This window comes from Pseudomonas sp. P7759, assembly GCF_013386445.1.
In the GTDB taxonomy this organism is placed as follows: domain Bacteria; phylum Pseudomonadota; class Gammaproteobacteria; order Pseudomonadales; family Pseudomonadaceae; genus Aquipseudomonas; species Aquipseudomonas azotoformans_A.
Window position 1 is genome coordinate 190,029 of the sequence record NZ_JACART010000004.1, and the last position, 18,009, is coordinate 208,037.

General features: G+C 60.7%; 16 protein-coding genes and 1 riboswitch. Of the genes, 8 read left to right on the plus strand and 8 right to left on the minus strand.

What is annotated here, in order from left to right:
* Positions 1-52 precede the first annotated feature (52 nt).
* On the minus strand, positions 53-439 hold the full coding sequence (locus HX823_RS04875; protein ID WP_010207167.1) for an MAPEG family protein: 387 nt from the start codon (positions 437-439) through the stop codon (positions 53-55).
* Positions 440-632: 193 nt separating this feature from the next.
* Here HX823_RS04875 and HX823_RS04880 point away from each other — a divergent pair, with 193 nt between their 5' ends.
* On the plus strand, positions 633-1,892 hold the full coding sequence (locus tag HX823_RS04880; protein WP_038843256.1) for a sodium:proton antiporter: 1,260 nt from the start codon (positions 633-635) through the stop codon (positions 1,890-1,892).
* On the opposite strand, the gene HX823_RS04885 is transcribed toward HX823_RS04880, so the two are convergent.
* The 3 genes from HX823_RS04885 to HX823_RS04895 all read right to left on the minus strand — a co-directional run bounded on the left by HX823_RS04885 (position 1,886) and on the right by HX823_RS04895 (position 5,280).
* Complete coding sequence (locus HX823_RS04885) at positions 1,886-2,773, minus strand: formate/nitrite transporter family protein (protein WP_177074264.1); 888 nt, start codon at positions 2,771-2,773, stop codon at positions 1,886-1,888. The two genes, HX823_RS04880 and HX823_RS04885, sit on opposite strands and share 7 nt — an antisense overlap.
* 71 nt (positions 2,774-2,844) lie before the next feature.
* Entirely contained in the window at positions 2,845-4,776 is a 1,932-nt protein-coding gene (locus tag HX823_RS04890) for a patatin-like phospholipase family protein (RefSeq protein WP_177074265.1), read from the minus strand.
* A 99-nt stretch (positions 4,777-4,875) separates the two neighbouring features.
* Entirely contained in the window at positions 4,876-5,280 is a 405-nt protein-coding gene (locus HX823_RS04895) for an acyl-CoA thioesterase (RefSeq protein ID WP_010207175.1), read from the minus strand.
* A gap of 198 nt (positions 5,281-5,478) precedes the next feature.
* A riboswitch (S-adenosyl-L-homocysteine riboswitch) is annotated at positions 5,479-5,584 on the plus strand.
* 21 nt (positions 5,585-5,605) lie between these two features.
* Here HX823_RS04895 and ahcY point away from each other — a divergent pair.
* The 5 genes from ahcY (at position 5,606) to HX823_RS04920 (ending at position 12,059) form a co-directional block, all read left to right on the plus strand.
* A complete protein-coding gene (gene ahcY, locus HX823_RS04900; protein ID WP_016977735.1) occupies positions 5,606-7,015 on the plus strand; it encodes an adenosylhomocysteinase in 1,410 nt (469 codons plus the stop codon).
* A 70-nt stretch (positions 7,016-7,085) separates the two neighbouring features.
* Positions 7,086-7,931 carry a methylenetetrahydrofolate reductase [NAD(P)H] gene (gene metF, locus HX823_RS04905; RefSeq protein WP_038849413.1) on the plus strand — a complete coding sequence of 282 codons (846 nt, stop codon included), beginning with the start codon at positions 7,086-7,088 and terminating at the stop codon, positions 7,929-7,931.
* 82 nt (positions 7,932-8,013) lie between these two features.
* Complete coding sequence (locus tag HX823_RS04910) at positions 8,014-9,096, plus strand: hypothetical protein (RefSeq protein WP_038849415.1); 1,083 nt, start codon at positions 8,014-8,016, stop codon at positions 9,094-9,096.
* Positions 9,097-9,159: 63 nt separating this feature from the next.
* Positions 9,160-9,951, plus strand: a complete 792-nt coding sequence (locus tag HX823_RS04915; RefSeq protein WP_177074266.1) for an ABC transporter substrate-binding protein — start codon at positions 9,160-9,162, stop codon at positions 9,949-9,951.
* Between the two features lie 221 nt (positions 9,952-10,172).
* Complete coding sequence (locus HX823_RS04920) at positions 10,173-12,059, plus strand: DEAD/DEAH box helicase (protein WP_038849418.1); 1,887 nt, start codon at positions 10,173-10,175, stop codon at positions 12,057-12,059.
* 67 nt (positions 12,060-12,126) lie between these two features.
* On the opposite strand, the gene HX823_RS04925 is transcribed toward HX823_RS04920, so the two are convergent.
* Both HX823_RS04925 and HX823_RS04930 read right to left on the minus strand, forming a co-directional pair.
* A complete protein-coding gene (locus HX823_RS04925; RefSeq protein ID WP_046034960.1) occupies positions 12,127-12,705 on the minus strand; it encodes a YceI family protein in 579 nt (192 codons plus the stop codon).
* A 32-nt stretch (positions 12,706-12,737) separates the two neighbouring features.
* Positions 12,738-13,289, minus strand: coding sequence for a cytochrome b (locus HX823_RS04930; RefSeq protein ID WP_177074267.1), 552 nt, complete (start codon positions 13,287-13,289; stop codon positions 12,738-12,740).
* Between the two features lie 271 nt (positions 13,290-13,560).
* On the opposite strand from HX823_RS04930, the gene HX823_RS04935 reads away from it, so the two are divergent.
* Together HX823_RS04935 and HX823_RS04940 are read left to right on the plus strand one after the other, a co-directional pair.
* Positions 13,561-14,967, plus strand: coding sequence for an adenosylmethionine--8-amino-7-oxononanoate transaminase (locus HX823_RS04935; protein ID WP_177074268.1), 1,407 nt, complete (start codon positions 13,561-13,563; stop codon positions 14,965-14,967).
* 151 nt (positions 14,968-15,118) lie between these two features.
* On the plus strand, positions 15,119-15,838 hold the full coding sequence (locus HX823_RS04940; protein WP_177074269.1) for a 16S rRNA (uracil(1498)-N(3))-methyltransferase: 720 nt from the start codon (positions 15,119-15,121) through the stop codon (positions 15,836-15,838).
* 3 nt (positions 15,839-15,841) lie between these two features.
* Here the strand turns inward: HX823_RS04940 and HX823_RS04945 are convergent, their stop codons facing one another.
* The gene (locus HX823_RS04945) at positions 15,842-16,744 is read right to left on the minus strand and encodes a transporter substrate-binding domain-containing protein (protein ID WP_177074270.1); all 903 of its coding nucleotides are present in this window, start codon (positions 16,742-16,744) and stop codon (positions 15,842-15,844) included.
* Between the two features lie 34 nt (positions 16,745-16,778).
* Positions 16,779-18,002: a D-amino acid dehydrogenase gene (locus HX823_RS04950; protein ID WP_177074271.1), complete on the minus strand. Its 1,224-nt coding sequence runs from the start codon at positions 18,000-18,002 to the stop codon at positions 16,779-16,781.
* Between the last annotated feature and the right edge of the window lie 7 nt (positions 18,003-18,009).

Genomic DNA, 18,009 nt, shown 5'->3' on the forward strand with positions numbered 1-18,009 from the left:
GCAAGCCCGCTCACCACACAAGCCAGCTCCCACAATGGCTATGCATCAACCGTCAGATCGAGACAAAGAAGAAGCTCGCAATCAACGCCATCCCCACGAACCACACCAGCGAACGCAGCATCGCCCAGTCTGCCAGGTAGCAAATGATGTACAGCAGGCGGCTGGTGATAAACAGCACGGCCAGCACATTGATGGTCACCAATTCGGCCGTACCCGCCAGGTGCGCGATGATCACTGCTGCCGCGAAGGCCGGCGTGACTTCGAAACTGTTGAGCTGGGCACTGTGGGCACGCTTGGCAAAGCCTTCAAGGGTGTCCAGGAAAGCGCGAGGGTCGTGGTTCTGCCGTGGGCCGAACTTGCCGCCGCTGAACTTGGCCACACCTGTGCACAGGTAAGGTAGAAAAATTGCGATCAACACACACCAGAAAGCGACCGTCATCACACATTCCTTTTGTAGTTTTAAACAGCGATTAGAGTTTTAGCACTAAAAATACCAAACCGCACTCACCCGCTATGAGCCCTGGCTGGCCCAAAGGTTCTATGGCGCTTTATCCAATGCCTTGCAACATCGCGCCGCTGGCGCGGTCCATCCACCCAACCCTGCACTGCCACCCAACCTCCAAGGACCCCGGATGCTTGAACTTGTCGCCGCCTTTATTTGCCTCACCACCCTGCTCACCTATGTGAATTTCCGCTTTATCGGCCTGCCGCCCACCATCGGTGTGATGGTCACGGCCCTGGTGTTTTCGCTGATCCTGCAAGGGTTGAGCGTTCTCGGTTACCCAGGCCTGGAAGAGCGCATCCAGCAATTGATCGGCCAGATCGACTTCGGCGATTTGCTGATGAACTGGATGCTGTCGTTCCTGCTGTTCGCCGGTGCCTTGCACGTGAACCTGAACGACCTGCGCAGCTACCGCTGGCCCATCGGCCTGCTGGCGACCTTCGGCGTATTGATCGCGACCGTGGTGATCGGCAGCTTGGCGTATTACATCTTCGCCCTGTTTGGTTGGCACGTGAGCTTCCTTTACTGCCTGCTGTTCGGCGCGCTGATTTCGCCGACCGACCCGATTGCGGTGCTGGGTGTGTTGCGTACGGCCAATGCCTCGAAACCGCTGAAGACCACTATCGTGGGCGAATCACTGTTCAACGACGGTACCGCTGTCGTGGTCTTCACTGTGTTGCTGGGCATCGCACAACTGGGCGAAACCCCGACCGTCGGCGCCACCGCCCTGCTGTTCGCCCATGAAGCCATCGGCGGCGTGGTATTCGGCGGTCTGATTGGCTACTTGGTCTACCTGATGATCAAGAGCATCGAGCAGCACCAGATCGAAGTGATGCTGACCCTCGCCCTGGTAATCGGCGGCTCGGCGATGGCCACCGAGCTGCACGTCTCGGCACCGATTGCGATGGTGGTCGCCGGTCTGATCATCGGCAACCTGGGCCGCAAGTTGGCGATGAACGACATGACCCGCCGCTACCTGGACGGTTTCTGGGAGTTGCTCGACGACATGCTCAATGCCCTGCTGTTCGCCCTGATCGGCATGGAGCTGCTGCTCTTGCCGTTCAACTGGTTGCACGTATTCGCCGCCAGCCTGCTGGCCGTGGCAATCCTGCTGTCGCGCCTGTTGACGGTGGCCCCGGCGATCCTGCTGCTACGGCGCTGGCGCACGGTGCCACGCGGCACCATCCGTATCCTCACCTGGGGCGGTTTGCGTGGTGGTGTGTCGGTAGCGTTGGCCCTGGCACTGCCGCTGGGCCCGGAGCGTGACCTGCTGCTGAGCATCACCTACATCGTGGTGCTGTCGTCGATCCTGTTGCAGGGGTTGAGTATCGGCAAGCTGGTCAAGCGCGTGACCCGTGATGAGCCCCAGGCCGCATCCGACGCTCACTGATCCTTGTCGATCCGCTGCGGATGCCTGGGGTCCGCAGCCTTTTTGCCCGGCAGGCTGCTTTCGCTGCGAATCTGCGCATGGCTGATCAGCGCAAAGATAAAGCTGCCGCCAATGATATTGCCCGCCAGCGTCGGCCCGGCGAACACCAGCCAGAAGTCCTTCCACGCCAGTTCGCCGGCAAACACCAGGTATGACACCTCCGCCGAGCCCACCACGATATGGGTAAAGTCCCCCAGCGCCATCAGGTAAGTGACCAAGATGATGATGAACATCTTGGCGCTTTCCATCGACGGGATCATCCACACCATGGTCGCGATCATCCAGCCGGAGATGATGCCTTTGGCGAACATCTGGCTGGCGTCGTTTTCCATGATCTTGCGCCCGATTTCGAGGAAAGCCTGGTCAGTCCGGGTATCGAAGATCGGCAGGTGCAGCATCACATAAGCCACCAGCAGGGTGCCGCACAGGTTGCCGACCAGTACTACCGTCCATAATCGCAACAGTCGCCCGGCGTTGCCCAGGGTGGGCTTGCTCATCACCGGCAGCACCGCCGTCAGGGTGTTTTCGGTGAACAACTGCTGACGCGCGAGGATCACCGCCAGGAAGCCTGCGCAGTAACCGAAGCTGGCGATCACCTTGAAGGCTTCGCCATCTGGCAGGCGCGAGTTGAGCAACCCCATCGCCATCAGCGACAGTCCCATGGTCAACCCGGCTGCCAACGCCGACCACCACAAGGCGGCGACGCTGCGCTCCAACTCTTGGTCGCCCTGGGTGCGGATGATTTCATGCAGCACCGCCGCGCGGGGCGGCTGGTTTTTATCGACGTCCTGCTGCTCTTCCTGCGACAGGTTGGGGGTTTTGCCTGATTCGTCGGTGGCCATGATCATCCGGAGTCCAAGGGGTGCCTGTAGCTACGACACGCCGCCGCGATGGCTGTTCAGTGGCCAGGCAACTAAACCTTTAGCTTCCAGGCCTTGGCCATCTCCACGGTGGTGGAACTGGAGGCCTTGTCCCAAGGCTTGTTGCGTGCCTTGTAACTGTTAACGAGGGTGTCGAGTACCCGGTTGAATTCGGTGGGTGTGGTGGCCCATGCCAGGTCCTGGGCCGCACGGCGCAACAGTTCAACGTTGGACTCGGGCTGGCCGGGCCGGAACAGCGACGGGTAGATCACCTCACGCCTGAAGTTTTCAGCTTTCGTCGCAATATCACGCACGCTCATCTCAGCGACAGCACGGCCAATGACCTTGGACATCGGCAATGCACCGCCTGCGATCTGCTTGGCCGCCGCTTGCAACAACTGCTGAAAATTGGGCTGACGGGCGATATTGAGGCGCCGCCCCAACCAATCGATGTGCTCAGGACGCTGGGCAAGGACATCGAGATTGCGCAGAGCCGATAAGATTTTCGGCGTGAACACCAACGCGCCTTGCGCCTGGTTCGCCTCGGTAATCGCAGAATCCAGGACTTGCAACGCCTGTTTTGCGCTATCCCGAAACATCAGGACATCCGCAGCGGCCGGGTCTTTTTGCAGCTTCGGTTGCACACTGGCGAGCATTGAATCATCCATGGCCAATACGGCGTCATCCAGTGACTGGAAGGCGTGATGCTCAAGTGCCGTGGTGCGCCGCTCCAGATGGGCGTCTACCGTCTGGCGCGCCTTCGCCTGAAGAAGTTCCTTCTGCTCCCGCTTCATCGTGAAGTTGACCGTGCCAGTGAGCAGGCCACTAAAGTCCCCTTTTTCGGTTTTCAGGGGCAATGTGACGATCTGCTCGGCGAACGCTTCGAGCTTTTTGTCCTGGAAGGCCCCCGCAGCCGAATGCGGAACGCCCGTGATGCGATCTGCCAGGTTGCTCAGAAAACTGCCACTGCGCGCTCGTTCACCAGAGGCAGCTGACTCGAATTTGACGATCAACGCCTCGGACTTGGCTAGGGGGCTCTCGGGAAACGCCCGATCCACCACACCTGGCGCCGGGGTATTGAGCAGCAGGCCACCGTCCTTGAATGCGGTGGTTTCAGCTGACGCCTGAAAGCCATGACCTTGTTCCACGGGGCTCTTGAACACCAGTGGCAACGCGCCGGAAATATGCGCCGCCCTGGCGATGTCCATCTGCGGCGTCAGGCTCGCATTGAACACCACCAACTGTGGACGGTCGGCGAACATGCCGGTGCCGGTGATGTTGAGTTGCTTGATCGCAGGTATATCCCGACTCAGCACCTCAAGGTCGCCAAACGTAGGGGCGCCTCCGGCACTCAACCTGTCAGCAATGCGCATGATTTGCGCCGACCGGGTTTCCCGAGGGGTTTGCGCGATATGACCCAGAATCGACTGGCGCGACTCATTGCGAATCAGTTCTTCAAGGGGAAGTGCCTCGGTCTGCAAGCGCGGCAGCAAGGTCATCAACAATTGAGAGGTACTGCCGACGGCGCCGGGCAAGCGCCCAACCAGCTTGCCCAGTGTCGTACTGGCATCCTGCATCCAGGCCGTCACGGCGTCTTTGCTATTGAGCAGGCTTGGCAAATCGATACCATCCGACAACTTGTCGAACGCTTCAGCCCCCATGCCACTGGCAATCAGTGCGGCTGAAATAGCACCGGCAGATGAGCCGGAAATCGATTGGATACCTTGCAGCTTCTGGGCGTCCTCAAGTGCCCGCACCACCCCCGAGAAAGCAATGCCCTTGGCGCCACCTCCACTGAGTACCAGGCTGGTGACAGGGGGGGCCGATAAAAACACGTCCACCCGTCCCTGCTGATCACGCATGAGTGTCACATTGCGCGCGCCCACCCCCTCCACCAGCGGCGTCTCCACCGCTGGCTGGGTCGGGGCATACGCCTCTTCAGTCACTGAGGGTTGAATCTTGGTGATCGAGTTAAACACTTTCATCCATGGGCTCTCTGTACAGGGTGTGGTCCTGAGTGATGAGAGCGCCTGGGAAAGATCCGTGCGGAATGATTTGGTAAAGCAAATCAAAGCGCAGCAGGGTTACTCGGGAAGGCTATCGTCCTTGAACTGGTCCTTCACGTACCGGATCTCGGTGCGGCCGTGGGGCGCTGGCAAGCCATCCTCACCGAGGTTGACGAAGACCATCTTCTCTACCGTGAGAATGCTTTTGCGCGTGATCTTGTTGCGCACTTCACAGGTCAGGGTGATGGAGGTGCGACCAAATTCGGTAGCGGTAATGCCCAGTTCGATGATGTCGCCCTGGCGCGAGGCGCTGACGAAGTTGATTTCGGAGATGTACTTGGTCACCACGCGCTGGTTGCCCAGTTGGACGATGGCGTAGATCGCTGCTTCTTCGTCGATCCAGCGCAGCAGGCTGCCACCGAACAGGGTGCCGTTGGGGTTGAGGTCTTCGGGTTTTACCCATTTGCGGGTGTGGAAGTTCATGGTCACTCCAAAGCGTCTTGCGAAATGATGGGCAACATCATGGCAGAGCCTGGGCCCAAGCTCTATGCGCCATTGCCTATCAACCCCATCAGCGATCTTCATATGGCCGACGGAAAGGCTTGGGAAGTCTGGCGCACACGGCTATAATCGGCGCCGTTTCAAAACGGTCATCTCTAGTTGATACCGTTCTCCCGCCACCTGTCCGAGGGGCGCTGCAGCAGGTTCAACCTGTCAGGCTCGGATGGGGCGTTGTCCGGCCTGGTTAGCCAGCTGGATACTAAACGCACAACGGCGCCCATTCGCACACTACGAATGGAGGCTCTTCATGAGCGCAGTAAACACGCCTGCAGATTTCAACGACTACAAAGTCGCCGACATGTCCCTCGCCGCCTGGGGCCGTCGCGAAACCTTTATCGCCGAATCCGAAATGCCTGCCCTGATGGGTCTGCGCCGCAAGTACGCCGCTGAGCAGCCGCTCAAAGGCGCCAAGATCCTCGGCTGCATCCACATGACCATCCAGACTGCCGTGCTGATCGAAACCCTGGTTGCCCTGGGTGCCGAAGTGCGTTGGTCGTCCTGCAACATCTTCTCGACTCAAGACCAGGCCGCTGCCGCTATCGCCGCTGCCGGTATCGCGGTATTCGCCTGGAAAGGCGAGACCGAAGAAGAGTACGAGTGGTGCCTGGAGCAAACCATCCTCAAGGATGGCGCGCCTTGGGATGCCAACATGATCCTCGACGACGGCGGCGACCTGACCGAGTTGCTGCACAAGAAGTACCCGCAGATCCTGGACCGCGTCCACGGTGTGACCGAAGAAACCACCACCGGCGTGCACCGCCTGCTGGACATGCTGGCCAAGGGCGAGCTGAAAATCCCGGCCATCAACGTCAACGACTCGGTGACCAAGAGCAAGAACGACAACAAGTACGGCTGCCGTCACAGCCTGAACGATGCCATCAAGCGCGGCACCGACCACCTGCTGTCGGGCAAGCAAGCCCTGGTGATCGGCTACGGTGACGTGGGCAAGGGTTCGTCCCAGTCCCTGCGTCAGGAAGGCATGATCGTTAAAGTCTCCGAAGTCGACCCGATCTGCGCCATGCAAGCCTGCATGGACGGTTTCGAAGTGGTTTCGCCGTTCATCAACGGCCAGAACGACGGCACCGAAGCGAGCATCGACAAGGCGCTGCTGGGCAAGATCGACCTGATCGTGACCACCACCGGCAACGTGAATGTTTGCGACGCAAACATGCTCAAGGCCCTGAAGAAGCGTGCTGTTGTCTGCAACATCGGCCACTTCGACAACGAAATCGACACCGCTTTCATGCGTAAAAACTGGGCATGGGAAGAAGTGAAGCCACAGGTACACAAGGTTCACCGTACCGGTGCAGGCGATTTCGACCCGCAGAACGACGACTACCTGATCCTGCTGGCTGAAGGCCGCCTGGTTAACCTGGGCAACGCCACTGGCCACCCAAGCCGCATCATGGACGGCTCGTTCGCCAACCAGGTACTGGCTCAGATCTTCCTGTTCGGCCAGAAGTACGCCGACCTGTCGCCTGCCCAGAAAGCCGAGCGCCTGACCGTGGAAGTATTGCCGAAGAAACTCGACGAAGAAGTGGCCCTGGAAATGGTCCGCGGCTTCGGCGGCGTAGTGACTCAACTGACCAAGACCCAGGCCGACTACATCGGCGTGACGGTCGAAGGCCCGTTCAAGCCGCACGCTTACCGCTACTGATATGCCTGCTGCCCGCTCCCACATTGACGGTGTACATCTTCTGGCTTGATGAGTTTCCATAGGTACGACCATGTCCCAAGACCGTCGCTACAGCTTCGAGTTCTTCCCGACCAAGACCGATGCTGGGCATGAAAAACTGATGGCGACTGCTACGCAGTTGGCCAGCTACAACCCCGACTTCTTCTCCTGCACCTACGGCGCCGGCGGCTCGACCCGTGACCGCACGATCAACACCGTGTTGCAGCTGGAAAGCCAAGTCAAAGTTCCCGCCGCTCCGCATTTGTCATGCGTGGGCGACAGCAAGGACGACCTGCGCGGCCTGCTGACCCAATACAAAGCCGCCGGCATCAAGCGCATCGTCGCCCTGCGTGGCGACTTGCCGTCCGGCATGGGCATGGCCAGCGGTGAGCTGCGCCACGCCAATGACCTGGTGAGCTTCATCCGTGAAGAAACCGGCGATCACTTCCACATCGAAGTGGCGGCTTATCCGGAGATGCACCCCCAGGCACATAGTTTCGAAGACGATCTGCAGAACTTCGTGCGCAAGGCCAACGCCGGCGCCGACAGCGCGATCACCCAGTACTTCTTCAACGCCGACAGCTACTTCTACTTCGTCGAGCGTGTACGGGCCATGGGTGTGAACATCCCGATCGTGCCGGGCATCATGCCAATCACCAACTACAGCAAGCTGGCGCGCTTCTCCGACGCCTGCGGTGCCGAGATCCCACGTTGGGTGCGCAAGCAACTGGAAGCCTATGGCGATGACGTCAAGAGCATCCAGGCGTTTGGCGAACAGGTCATCACGAATATGTGTGAAGATTTGTTGAACGGTGGTGCGCCAGGGCTGCATTTCTATACCCTTAACCAGGCTGAACCGAGCCTTGCGATCTGGAACAACCTCAAGCTGCCGCGCTGAGGTCGTTCAAGCAGTATCAAGGCCCTCGTTTATACGGGGGCTTTTTTTGTTCACACACTCCCGGAATGGAAGCCAGCAGTAAATGAATACAGCGCCCCCGACTCCTCGCCCACAGCTGGTTTACCTGGTATTTGGCGCCGAGACCTACCATCAGGAAGCGGTATTCAGCATCGCCAGTGCACTCGCGCATCTGGGCACTACGCAGAACATGCCGCTGGACATCCAGGTGTTCAGCGATAACCCCACGCCCTACGCAGGGTTGCCGGTGCAGGTCCACGCACTGGACGACGCCACGCGCCAACGCTGGAGCGAACCCCACGGCTACCATTTCCGCACCAAACATGTGCTGTTGCGCCAAGTCCTCGAAACCTCGGAACGCGCGCTGCTGATCGACACGGATACGTTTTTCCACGACTCGCCCATGGCGCTGTTCGAGCGCGTCGCGCCCGGCACCTTGTTGTGCAACGCGTTCCACGCAAAATACGGTGATAACTGCGAAAGCGTGCTGTATGAAGCTCTGGCCAACTACCTGGCCGACAAGGGCGTGGCCGACGACGATATGTGGCTACTCAACTCCGGCGTCATGGGCCTGGCCCGGCAAGACGCACACCTGCTGGAGCACTCGATCGAGTTGATGGACGAATTGTTTCCGATGGCCCATGGCGCGTACACCCTGGAAGAGTTCTGCTTGTCGGTGGCCGCGTACCGTCAAGTCAACGTCCGCCAGTGTCCGGACCTGATCCACCACTACTGGAGCCGCAAACAGCTGTTCCGCGCCAAGGTCAAGGCCTGGATCATCAAGCACGCCGCCACGCCCGTCAGCGCCGAGGCACTGGCCGACACGCGCAAGGTTTCCGCCCACCTGCCGCGCCCACCGCGCCTGCAGCGCCTGATGTACAAGCTGATCACCCTGGCCCTGCCCAAGCGCAAGCAGCAGTTCATCCGCGAGATTCTCTACGGTTGCTACGAGCATGAAAACGAATTCGACCAAGCGTGCGGCCCGGTTTGGTGGGACAAGGCTCGGCAAAACCAGGCAGAGCGCCAGAAGTGCCCGGTGGACGCGCACCAACTGGAACACTGGTTCGCCAACCCGCTGGTGCGCCTGATTCTCGGCGAGCGGCGCGCAGCCATCTACGAACACCTGATGACCTCAGAGGCAAAATAGCATCGCCCGCAGATGCGTGCGCCAGAGCTTCTCTTTAAGGCAGGAGCGTCGTAACCTCAGGGCATGCCCATCATTCTGAAGCTTGTGACCGCTGCCCTTTTTACTTGCCTGAGCCTGGCCGCTTACGGCGAGAAACTGCGCATTGTCACCGAGCCCTGGGCGCCCTATGTGTATGAGCAACAGGGCACCATGCAGGGGCTGGACTACGAAACCACGGTGATCGTGTTCCAACGCTTGGGCGTGGAAGTGCAATGGCAGTTCCTGCCCTGGAAGCGCTGCCTGGCCATGCTCGACCAAGGCCATGCCGACGGGGCGCTGGATATTTTCCACAGCCATGAGCGCGACGCCTTGCTGCTGTACCCCAGCGAACCGCTGTCGGAGGTGGAATTCGTGCTGTTCTACGCCAATGATCGCCCCCATCCCGTTCAAAGCCTCGAAGAGGTGCGCGGCCTGACTGTCGGGACGTCGCCGGGGTATCTGTACGGCGCGACATTCAGCGATTCCACCCTGTTCAACCGCGAGCCCGCCCCCAGCCATGAAGCCAACTTCGGCAAATTAATGCTCGGGCGTATCGACCTGGTGATCACCGACCGCCGTGTAGGCCAGCATGTGATCAAGACGCTAGGCCTGGAAGGCAAGGTCAGCCAGGCGCCGTTGGTGGTCAGCCGCCAGCAGCAGTTCCTTGCGGTGCGTCGTGGCGCGGGCATGGATCTGTTGGTGCAACGCTTTGCCGCCGAGCTCAAACGCTTCAAGCAAGAGCCGGCCTATAGTGTTTTGAGCGCCAAATATGGTGGAATCCAAGCGATTACGGGGTCTGGACGCACCGTTGAGCAGCAGGAAAGCAGCGCGCCGTGATTGCTCTGTTATACTCCGGCCTTTCCGCCAGGCTCACGCCCGGCCGCTGAGGTCTTGAAAAAGGCACCCAACCCCGCTACAGCGCAGCTTTCAGCCCGCGCGAGCCGGTGGAGTGCCCGCCAGACGCAGCAGGACCGGACGGGATAACGCTCCCCTAAGCGTCATTCACGCCCGGCAAGATTATCCCTTTGGGCCAAGCCCTAACTAAAACAGGATTACTCATGTCCTTTGCTTCCCTCGGTCTCTCCGAGGCTTTAGTCCGCGCCATCGAGGCAGCGGGCTATACCGAGCCTACTCCGGTGCAACAGCGGGCCATTCCCGCCGTGTTGCAAGGTCGCGACCTGATGGTCGCGGCTCAGACAGGTACTGGTAAAACCGGCGGCTTCGCCCTCCCGATTCTGGAGCGGTTGTTTCCCAATGGTCACCCGGACAAATCCCAGCGTCACGGCCCGCGCCAACCGCGCGTACTGGTCCTGACCCCCACCCGCGAACTCGCCGCCCAAGTGCACGACAGCTTCAAGCTGTATGCCCGCGACTTGAAGTTCGTCAGCGCCTGCATCTTCGGCGGCGTCGGCATGAACCCACAGGTTCAGGCCATGTCCCGTGGTGTGGACGTGCTGGTCGCGTGCCCAGGTCGTCTGCTCGACCTGTGCGGCCAAGGCAGCGTCGATCTGTCCCACGTGGAAATCCTCGTGCTGGACGAAGCCGACCGCATGCTCGACATGGGCTTTGTCCATGACGTGAAAAAGGTCCTCGCCCGCCTGCCAGCCAAACGCCAGAACCTGCTGTTCTCGGCCACGTTCTCCCAGGACATCACTGCCCTGGCCGGCAAGCTGCTGCACAACCCGGAACGCATCGAAGTCACGCCGCCGAACACCACGGTCGAGCGTATTGAGCAACGCGTGTTCCGCCTGCCTGCCAGCCACAAGCGTGCGCTGCTGGCTCACCTGATCACCGCTGGCGCGTGGGAACAGGTGCTGGTCTTCACCCGCACCAAGCACGGCGCCAACCGCCTGGCCGAGTACCTGGACAAGCACGGCCTCACCGCCGTCGCCATCCACGGCAACAAGAGCCAGAACGCGCGCACCAAGGCCCTGGCTGACTTCAAGGCTGGCACCGTACGCATCCTGGTCGCCACCGATATCGCCGCCCGCGGCCTGGATATCGATCAGTTGCCACACGTGGTCAACTTCGAGCTGCCGAACGTCGATGAAGATTACGTGCACCGTATCGGCCGTACTGGCCGTGCCGGTCGCTCGGGTGAAGCCATCTCCCTGGTGGCGCCGGACGAAGAAAAACTGCTGAAAAGCATCGAACGCATGACCAAGCAGAAAATCGCCGACGGCGACCTGATGGGCTTCGATGCCAGCGCCGTTGAGGCTGAGAAGCCTGAAGCGCGCGAGCGTCCAGACGTGCGCAACCCGCGCAACCCACGCGGTCCGAAGGGCGATGGCCCGAACGGCGGCGGTGGTGGCGGCGGTCGTCGCGACAAGGGCAAAGACAAGGGCGGCAAGGAAAAAGCGCCTACCAACGGCCGTGGCGAGCGTCCAGCCCGCGAGCAAAAGCCACGTGAAGGCACCCCGGCCCGCGAACAGCGCCAGCCGAGCCAGCCGCCACGTGCCGCTGCCGACCGTGCACCGGACGAGTTCCTCGACGACGACGTGGATAACTTCGGTAACCGCGTCGACTACGTACCACAGGCCAAACCGGCCCAGGGCCGTGGCCGTCGTCCAGGTGCCCCGGCACAGGGCGCAGGCGCTGGCGCTCCACGTGGCGGTCAGCCACAAGGTGGTCGTCAGAATGGTCCACGCAACAGCAGCGGCGGCACCACCGGTACACCACCTGCCAAGCGCAACGGCCCGCGTAACGGCGCACCGCGTGATGGCCAGGCTCGCCGCGAAGACTCGCGCAGCAACAACCGTCGCCCGGCCCGTGACGACCAGCCTCGCTCGTCCGAGCCGGCCGTGCAGAACCCACGCGGTGGCCCGGCGCCAAAGATCATCCACAAGGAGTCGAAGGCTGATCGCTTCCCGACACCCGAGCAGTTGGATCAACTGCCAGGCCGTCCTCGTGGTGAAAAGCCAGCGCTGCTGACCCGCAACCGCTGAGTTTTGTAGCCCAATAAAAAATGCCCCGCATCTTTCGATGCGGGGCATTTTTTTGTGCAGGCAAAAATTACTTCTGCTTAACACCTTCCAGCGAGATGTCCAGGTCCACAGTCTGCGAGGACGGGCCTGGGCCTTTGATGCCGAAGTCATTCAGGTTGACGGTGGTCTTGGCGTTGAAGCCGGCTCGCTCGCCGCCCCACGGGTCTTTGCCCTCACCGTTGAAGGTGGCCTTGAAGGTCACCGGCTTGGTCACGCCGTGGAAGGTCAGGTCGCCGGTCACGTCAGCGGTTTTTTCGCCGGTCGATTTGACAGCGGTGGAGACGAACTTGGCGTCAGCGAACTTGGCAACGTCCAGGAAATCTTTGCTGGCGATGTGCTTGTCACGTTCTGCGTGGTTGGACCACAGGCTGGCGGTTTTCACGTCGACTGCGATTTTGCTGGCCTCAGGCTTGGCGGCATCCCAGCTGAAGGTGCCATCCCAGTCCTTGAAGGTACCGTGGATGTAGCTGTAGCCCAGGTGGCTGATTTTCCAGTCGATGAAGGCGTGCTGGCCTTCCTTGTCGATCTTGTAGTCAGCAGCCATCACCTGACCTGCGGACAGCAGGGCAGTACCGATTGCCAGAGCGGCGAGGGTCTTTTTCAACATGCGTTCTATTCCTTGTGAGTCGAGGTTGAACATCAGGCTTTGCGCCCCAGCATACGCAGCAGGGTCACATCACGGTCAATGAAGTGGTGTTTCAACGCAGCCACGCCGTGCAAGCCGGCGAAGACCACCAACACCCAAGCGAGGTACAGATGCACCAGGCCGGCGTTATCTGCCTGGTCCGGTAGTCCGGAAACCACGGCAGGAATCTCAAACAGGCCAAACACCGGGATACCGACACCGTCTGCGGTGGAAATCAGGTAACCGGCGATCATCACGGCAAACAACCCGAGATACAGGAACCCGTGGCCAAAGGCAGCGCCGACACGGGTCATGCGGCTGTAGCTGGCCAGCGGTGGCGGCGGCGGGCTCACCAGGCGCCAGACAATACGCACCAGCATGATGGCGAACAGCGTGATGCCAATGCTCTTATGCAGGTCCGGCGCGTCTTTACGCCAGGCGCTGTAGTAGTCGAGACCGACCATCCACAGGCCCAGGGCGAACAAGCCAAACACCACCAGGGCCACGCCCCAGTGCAAAACCATGCTGACCCAGCCATAGCGGGCCGGTGAATTACGTAACTGCATGTACTTAATCCCGTAGTAGTGCGCCCAAGACTAGCGATTTACCTATCGAATTAAAGCGGAAAATTTCGCTTTGAAATATCGAGAAATACGATCAAGAGCCTATGCATAATAAATTAACAAGGGATTAAGACTATTCCTAAGAAACGTGACAGACCGTCCTGCCTTTACCGTCAATTCACGTGTAATGCCTTGTGACATAGCCGTCCATTGCATAGGCTTGCGCGATTGTTTTACCTGCGCCCGCCGCAGGACCGCTTCGAGGAGATCACCGATGGGCTTGAACAACCAGTGGATGCAACGCGACCTGGCGGTGCTGTGGCATCCCTGCACCCAGATGAAAGACCACCAGCAACTGCCGCTGATCCCGATCAAGCGCGGTGAAGGCGTATGGCTGGAAGACTTCGAAGGCAAGCGCTACCTCGATGCCGTCAGTTCCTGGTGGGTCAACGTGTTTGGCCACGCCAACCCGCGCATCAACCAGCGCATCAAGGACCAGGTCGACCAGCTGGAACATGTGATCCTCGCCGGTTTCAGCCACCAGCCGGTGATCGAGCTGTCCGAGCGCCTGGTGCAGATGACGCCCGAGGGCCTGACCCGCTGCTTCTATGCCGACAACGGCTCGTCCTGCATCGAAGTCGCGCTGAAGATGAGCTTCCACTATTGGCTCAACCGCGGCCAACCGAATAAAAAGCGCTTCGTCACCCTGACCAACAGCTACCACGGCGAAACCATCGCCGCGATGTCCGTAGGCGACGTGCCGCTGTTTACCGAGACCTACAAGGCGCTGCTGCTCGACACGATCAAAGTGCCAAGCCCCGATTGCTACCTGCGCCCCGAAGGCGTGAGCTGGGAAGACCACTCGCGCACGATGGCCCAGGTAATGGAACAGACCCTCGCCGAGCACCACGCCACCGTCGCCGCCGTGATCATCGAACCGCTGATCCAGGGCGCCGGCGGCATGCGCATGTACCACCCGGTGTACCTCAAGTTACTGCGCGAAGCCTGCGATCGCTACGGCGTGCATTTGATCCACGACGAAATCGCCGTAGGCTTCGGTCGCACCGGCAGCATGTTTGCCTGTGAGCAGGCCGGTATCCGCCCGGACTTCCTGTGCCTGTCCAAGGCCCTCACCGGTGGTTACCTGCCGTTGGCCGCCGTGGTCACCACCGATGACGTGTACGACGCGTTCTACGACGACTACCCGACCCTGCGCGCCTTCCTGCACTCCCACAGCTACACCGGCAACCCGCTGGCGTGCGCGGCAGCGTTGGCGACCCTGGATATTTTCGAAGAAGACAACGTCATCGAGAACAACAAGGTCCTGGCCCAGCGCATGGCTAGCGCCACCGCGCACCTGGTGGACCACCCACATGTGTCGGAAGTGCGCCAGACCGGCATGGTGCTGGCCATCGAGATGGTCCAGGACAAAGCCACCAAGACCGCCTACCCCTGGCAGGAACGCCGTGGCCTGAAGGTGTTCGAGCATGCCCTGGAACGTGGTGCACTGTTGCGGCCACTGGGCAGCGTGGTGTATTTCCTGCCGCCCTATGTGATTACGCCGGAACAGATCGAATTCCTCGCCGAAGTCGCCAGCGAAGGCATCGATATCGCCACTAACAGCAGTGTCAGTGTTGCGGTACCAAAAGATTTCCACCCAGGCTTCCGCGACCCCGGTTGATTTGTGGCGAGGGAGCTTGCTCCCGCTGGGGTGCGAAGCGCCCCCAAAAGCAGGCGACTGCTGCGCAGTCGAACGGGAGCAAGCTCCCTCGCCACAGTTATTTTGCTTCTACGTTATCTCGCGCCTACACAGAATTTTGCAGAGAAAAGAAATGAGACTGTCCCGTTTTTTCACCGACACCCCACTGAGCCTTGGCGATCACGAACTGCCGGAAGCCCAGGCGCACTACATCAGCCGTGTGCTGCGCATGGGCGAAGGTGACGCCGTGCAATTGTTCGACGGTTCCGGCCAGGAGTTCCGGGGCAGCCTGCTGGAAGTCGGCAAGAAACGAGTTAGCGTGCAACTCACCGAAAGCTTTGCCGGCCAAGCTGAATCGCCGCTGCACATCCACCTGGGCCAGGGCTTGTCCCGGGGCGAGCGCATGGATTGGGCCATTCAGAAAGCCACCGAACTGGGCGTCAACGCCATCACGCCGATTTTCAGCGAGCGCTGCGAAGTGCGGCTCAAGGACGAACGCGCCGACAAACGCCTGCTGCACTGGCGCCAGGTGGCGATCAGCGCCTGCGAGCAATGCGGGCGCTCCACGGTGCCGGTGATTCACCCACCACTGCTGCTGGCGGACTGGTTGAAACAGACCGAAGCGGATTTGAAGCTGGTGCTGCACCCGGTGGCCGAGCCGATGGTCAGTCACGCCAAACCTTCCAGCCTGGCCTTTCTGATCGGCCCTGAAGGTGGGCTGACCGATAATGAAGTCGACACCGCCCAAGCTGCCGGCTACCACGCCGCCCGCCTCGGCCCGCGTGTATTGCGTACCGAGACGGCGCCGGTGGTGGCGTTGGCGGTCGCCCAACAGTTGTGGGGCGATTTCTAGGGTTTACTCCACCGGGTCACTGACCGGCTTGGCAATGATCGCCTTCAACTCGCTGGTCATCGGGAATTCCAGGTTCAGGCCCTTGGGCGGAATCGGCTGTTCAAACCAGCGCTGGTAAATCCCGTTGATCTCGCCACTGCGGTACAGGTCGGCGAGTGTTTCGTTGACCACCGCCAGAAACTGCGGGTCGTCCTTGCGCACCATGCAACTGTAGATTTCCCGCGATTGCTCCTCGCCCACCACGACCCAGTTGTGTGGGTCCTTGGCCTTGGCGCGTTCGCCATAGAGCAACGCGTCGTCCATGTAGAACGCCGCAGCGCGACCGGTCTCAAGCATCTTGAACGCTTCGCCGTGGTCCTTGGCACTGATCACTGAGATATTGGCCTTGTGCTCGACGTTGTAACTCTTGAGGAAGCGCTCGTTGGTGGTGCCGGCGGTGGTCACCACGTTTTTGCCTGCCAGGTCGGGAAAGCCTTTGATGCCGCTGTCCTTGGCCGTGAGCAATTGCCCCTTCACGTAGATAAACCCGTAGGAAAACGCCACCTGCTTCTGCCGCTCGGCGGTCACCCCGGTGGAGCCGCATTCCAGGTCGACGGTGCCGTTCTGCACCAGCGGGATGCGGGTCTGGGACGTCACCAGGTTGTACTTCACATTGAGCGTGGCCACCCCGGTTTTCTGCTGGATGCGCTCGACGATCTTGTTCGCCAGCTCCACCGAATAGCCCATGGGCTTGCCACTGTGATCCCCCACGTAGGAAAACGGCACCGACGCATCGCGATAGCCCAAGGTTATGGACTTGGCGCTGGCGATCTTGGCCAGCGCACCGTCCAGGGGCGCTTGATTCGCATAGGCCTGTGCGCTGAACAAAAGCCCCAGGGTGCAGCCGGTCAACAGGATCTTTTTCATTGTTATTCTCCGTTGGTTTTCGGTTTGTGAATCTCTACGCGGCACGGGGCGCAAGGCCCTGCATATCAATGGAAGGCGCTCGCTGGCCAATCAGTTCAGCCAGCAACTGCCCGCTGCCACAGGCCAATGTAAAACCCAGCGCGCCGTGGCCAAGGTTCAGCCACAGGTTGCGGCAGGTACTGGCGCCAATCAGCGGTACGCCGGTCGGCGTCGCCGGACGCATGCCGGCCCATTCCACCGCGTGGGCGTAGTCGCCAGCGTCAGGAAACGTCTCCAGTGCCTGGCGCTTCATCAACGCCAGGCGTTTGGGCTCAAGGCTGGCGTCGAAGCCAACGATATCCACCATCGCGGCTACTCGCAGTTGCTCACCAATACGCGCGTACACGATCTTACGGTCGTAATCGGTGATGCTCACATTCGGCGCCTGATGTTGCGTGCCAATCGGCACGCTGAGGCTGTAGCCCTTGAGCGGGTACAGCGGCAACGGCCCCCCCAACTCGGCGCTGCGATACCCGGCCGCCAGCACCAGATGCTCAACCGGCATCACCTCATCGCCCAACTCGATGGCCTGCACTGTGCCCTCGGCGTGGCGAATACCGGTGACCTTGCGGCCCAGCAAAAAGCGGCATCGTCCCGACGCTTCCAACCGCGCCGCCAACTGCTGGCAGAACGCATGACAATCACCGACCTCCTCATTGGGCGTGTAGATCCCGCCGACAAAACCACCGCCCGCCAGCGCGGGCTCGAGGCGTGCGCAATCGGCGGCTGAGAGCACTTGCTGTTGCAGGATATCGGCGACCTTGCTACGAGCATGGTCAAAGGAGCTGGCGCTGCGAAAGGTCACCAGCTTGCCGTTGCGCCGCCAATCGAAGCCATCCAGGTGATCTTCGTCACGCCACTGCTGCAAGGTGTCCTGGCTCAGGGATGCCAGGCGCAGCAGGTGCGCAGCATTGCGTTTGTTCACCGAGCCACGACAGGCGCCCAGAAACGCCGCCATCCAGCGCCACTGTTGCGGGTCCAGGCGCGGGCGCAGCTTCAAGGGAGAGTCACCGCGCAACAACCAACCGATGGCTTGCAGCGGCACACCCGCATCGGCCAGCGGCGCCACGTAGCGATAGGACAGTTGACCGCCGTTGGCGAAGCTGGTCTCGCTGCCCAGGGTCTCGCGCGCGTCGATCACCGTCACCTCATGACCGGCACGCACCAACGCATAGGCGCTGGCCAGGCCAATCACTCCACCCCCGATAATGCACACCATTTGCGCC

What these genes read in the sequence shown, in the direction of transcription:
- HX823_RS04920 (WP_038849418.1), top strand. Translation starts at nt 10,173, where the DNA reads ATGTCCTTTGCTTCCCTCGGTCTCTCCGAGGCTTTAGTCCGCGCCATC.
- HX823_RS04885 (WP_177074264.1), bottom strand. Translation starts at nt 2,773, where the DNA reads ATGGCCACCGACGAATCAGGCAAAACCCCCAACCTGTCGCAGGAAGAG.
- metF (WP_038849413.1), top strand. Translation starts at nt 7,086, where the DNA reads ATGTCCCAAGACCGTCGCTACAGCTTCGAGTTCTTCCCGACCAAGACC.
- HX823_RS04890 (WP_177074265.1), bottom strand. Translation starts at nt 4,776, where the DNA reads ATGAAAGTGTTTAACTCGATCACCAAGATTCAACCCTCAGTGACTGAA.
- ahcY (WP_016977735.1), top strand. Translation starts at nt 5,606, where the DNA reads ATGAGCGCAGTAAACACGCCTGCAGATTTCAACGACTACAAAGTCGCC.
- HX823_RS04950 (WP_177074271.1), bottom strand. Translation starts at nt 18,002, where the DNA reads ATGGTGTGCATTATCGGGGGTGGAGTGATTGGCCTGGCCAGCGCCTAT.
- HX823_RS04875 (WP_010207167.1), bottom strand. Translation starts at nt 439, where the DNA reads ATGACGGTCGCTTTCTGGTGTGTGTTGATCGCAATTTTTCTACCTTAC.
- HX823_RS04940 (WP_177074269.1), top strand. Translation starts at nt 15,119, where the DNA reads ATGAGACTGTCCCGTTTTTTCACCGACACCCCACTGAGCCTTGGCGAT.
- HX823_RS04945 (WP_177074270.1), bottom strand. Translation starts at nt 16,744, where the DNA reads ATGAAAAAGATCCTGTTGACCGGCTGCACCCTGGGGCTTTTGTTCAGC.
- HX823_RS04915 (WP_177074266.1), top strand. Translation starts at nt 9,160, where the DNA reads ATGCCCATCATTCTGAAGCTTGTGACCGCTGCCCTTTTTACTTGCCTG.
- HX823_RS04935 (WP_177074268.1), top strand. Translation starts at nt 13,561, where the DNA reads ATGGGCTTGAACAACCAGTGGATGCAACGCGACCTGGCGGTGCTGTGG.
- HX823_RS04930 (WP_177074267.1), bottom strand. Translation starts at nt 13,289, where the DNA reads ATGCAGTTACGTAATTCACCGGCCCGCTATGGCTGGGTCAGCATGGTT.
- HX823_RS04895 (WP_010207175.1), bottom strand. Translation starts at nt 5,280, where the DNA reads ATGAACTTCCACACCCGCAAATGGGTAAAACCCGAAGACCTCAACCCC.
- HX823_RS04910 (WP_038849415.1), top strand. Translation starts at nt 8,014, where the DNA reads ATGAATACAGCGCCCCCGACTCCTCGCCCACAGCTGGTTTACCTGGTA.
- HX823_RS04880 (WP_038843256.1), top strand. Translation starts at nt 633, where the DNA reads ATGCTTGAACTTGTCGCCGCCTTTATTTGCCTCACCACCCTGCTCACC.
- HX823_RS04925 (WP_046034960.1), bottom strand. Translation starts at nt 12,705, where the DNA reads ATGTTGAAAAAGACCCTCGCCGCTCTGGCAATCGGTACTGCCCTGCTG.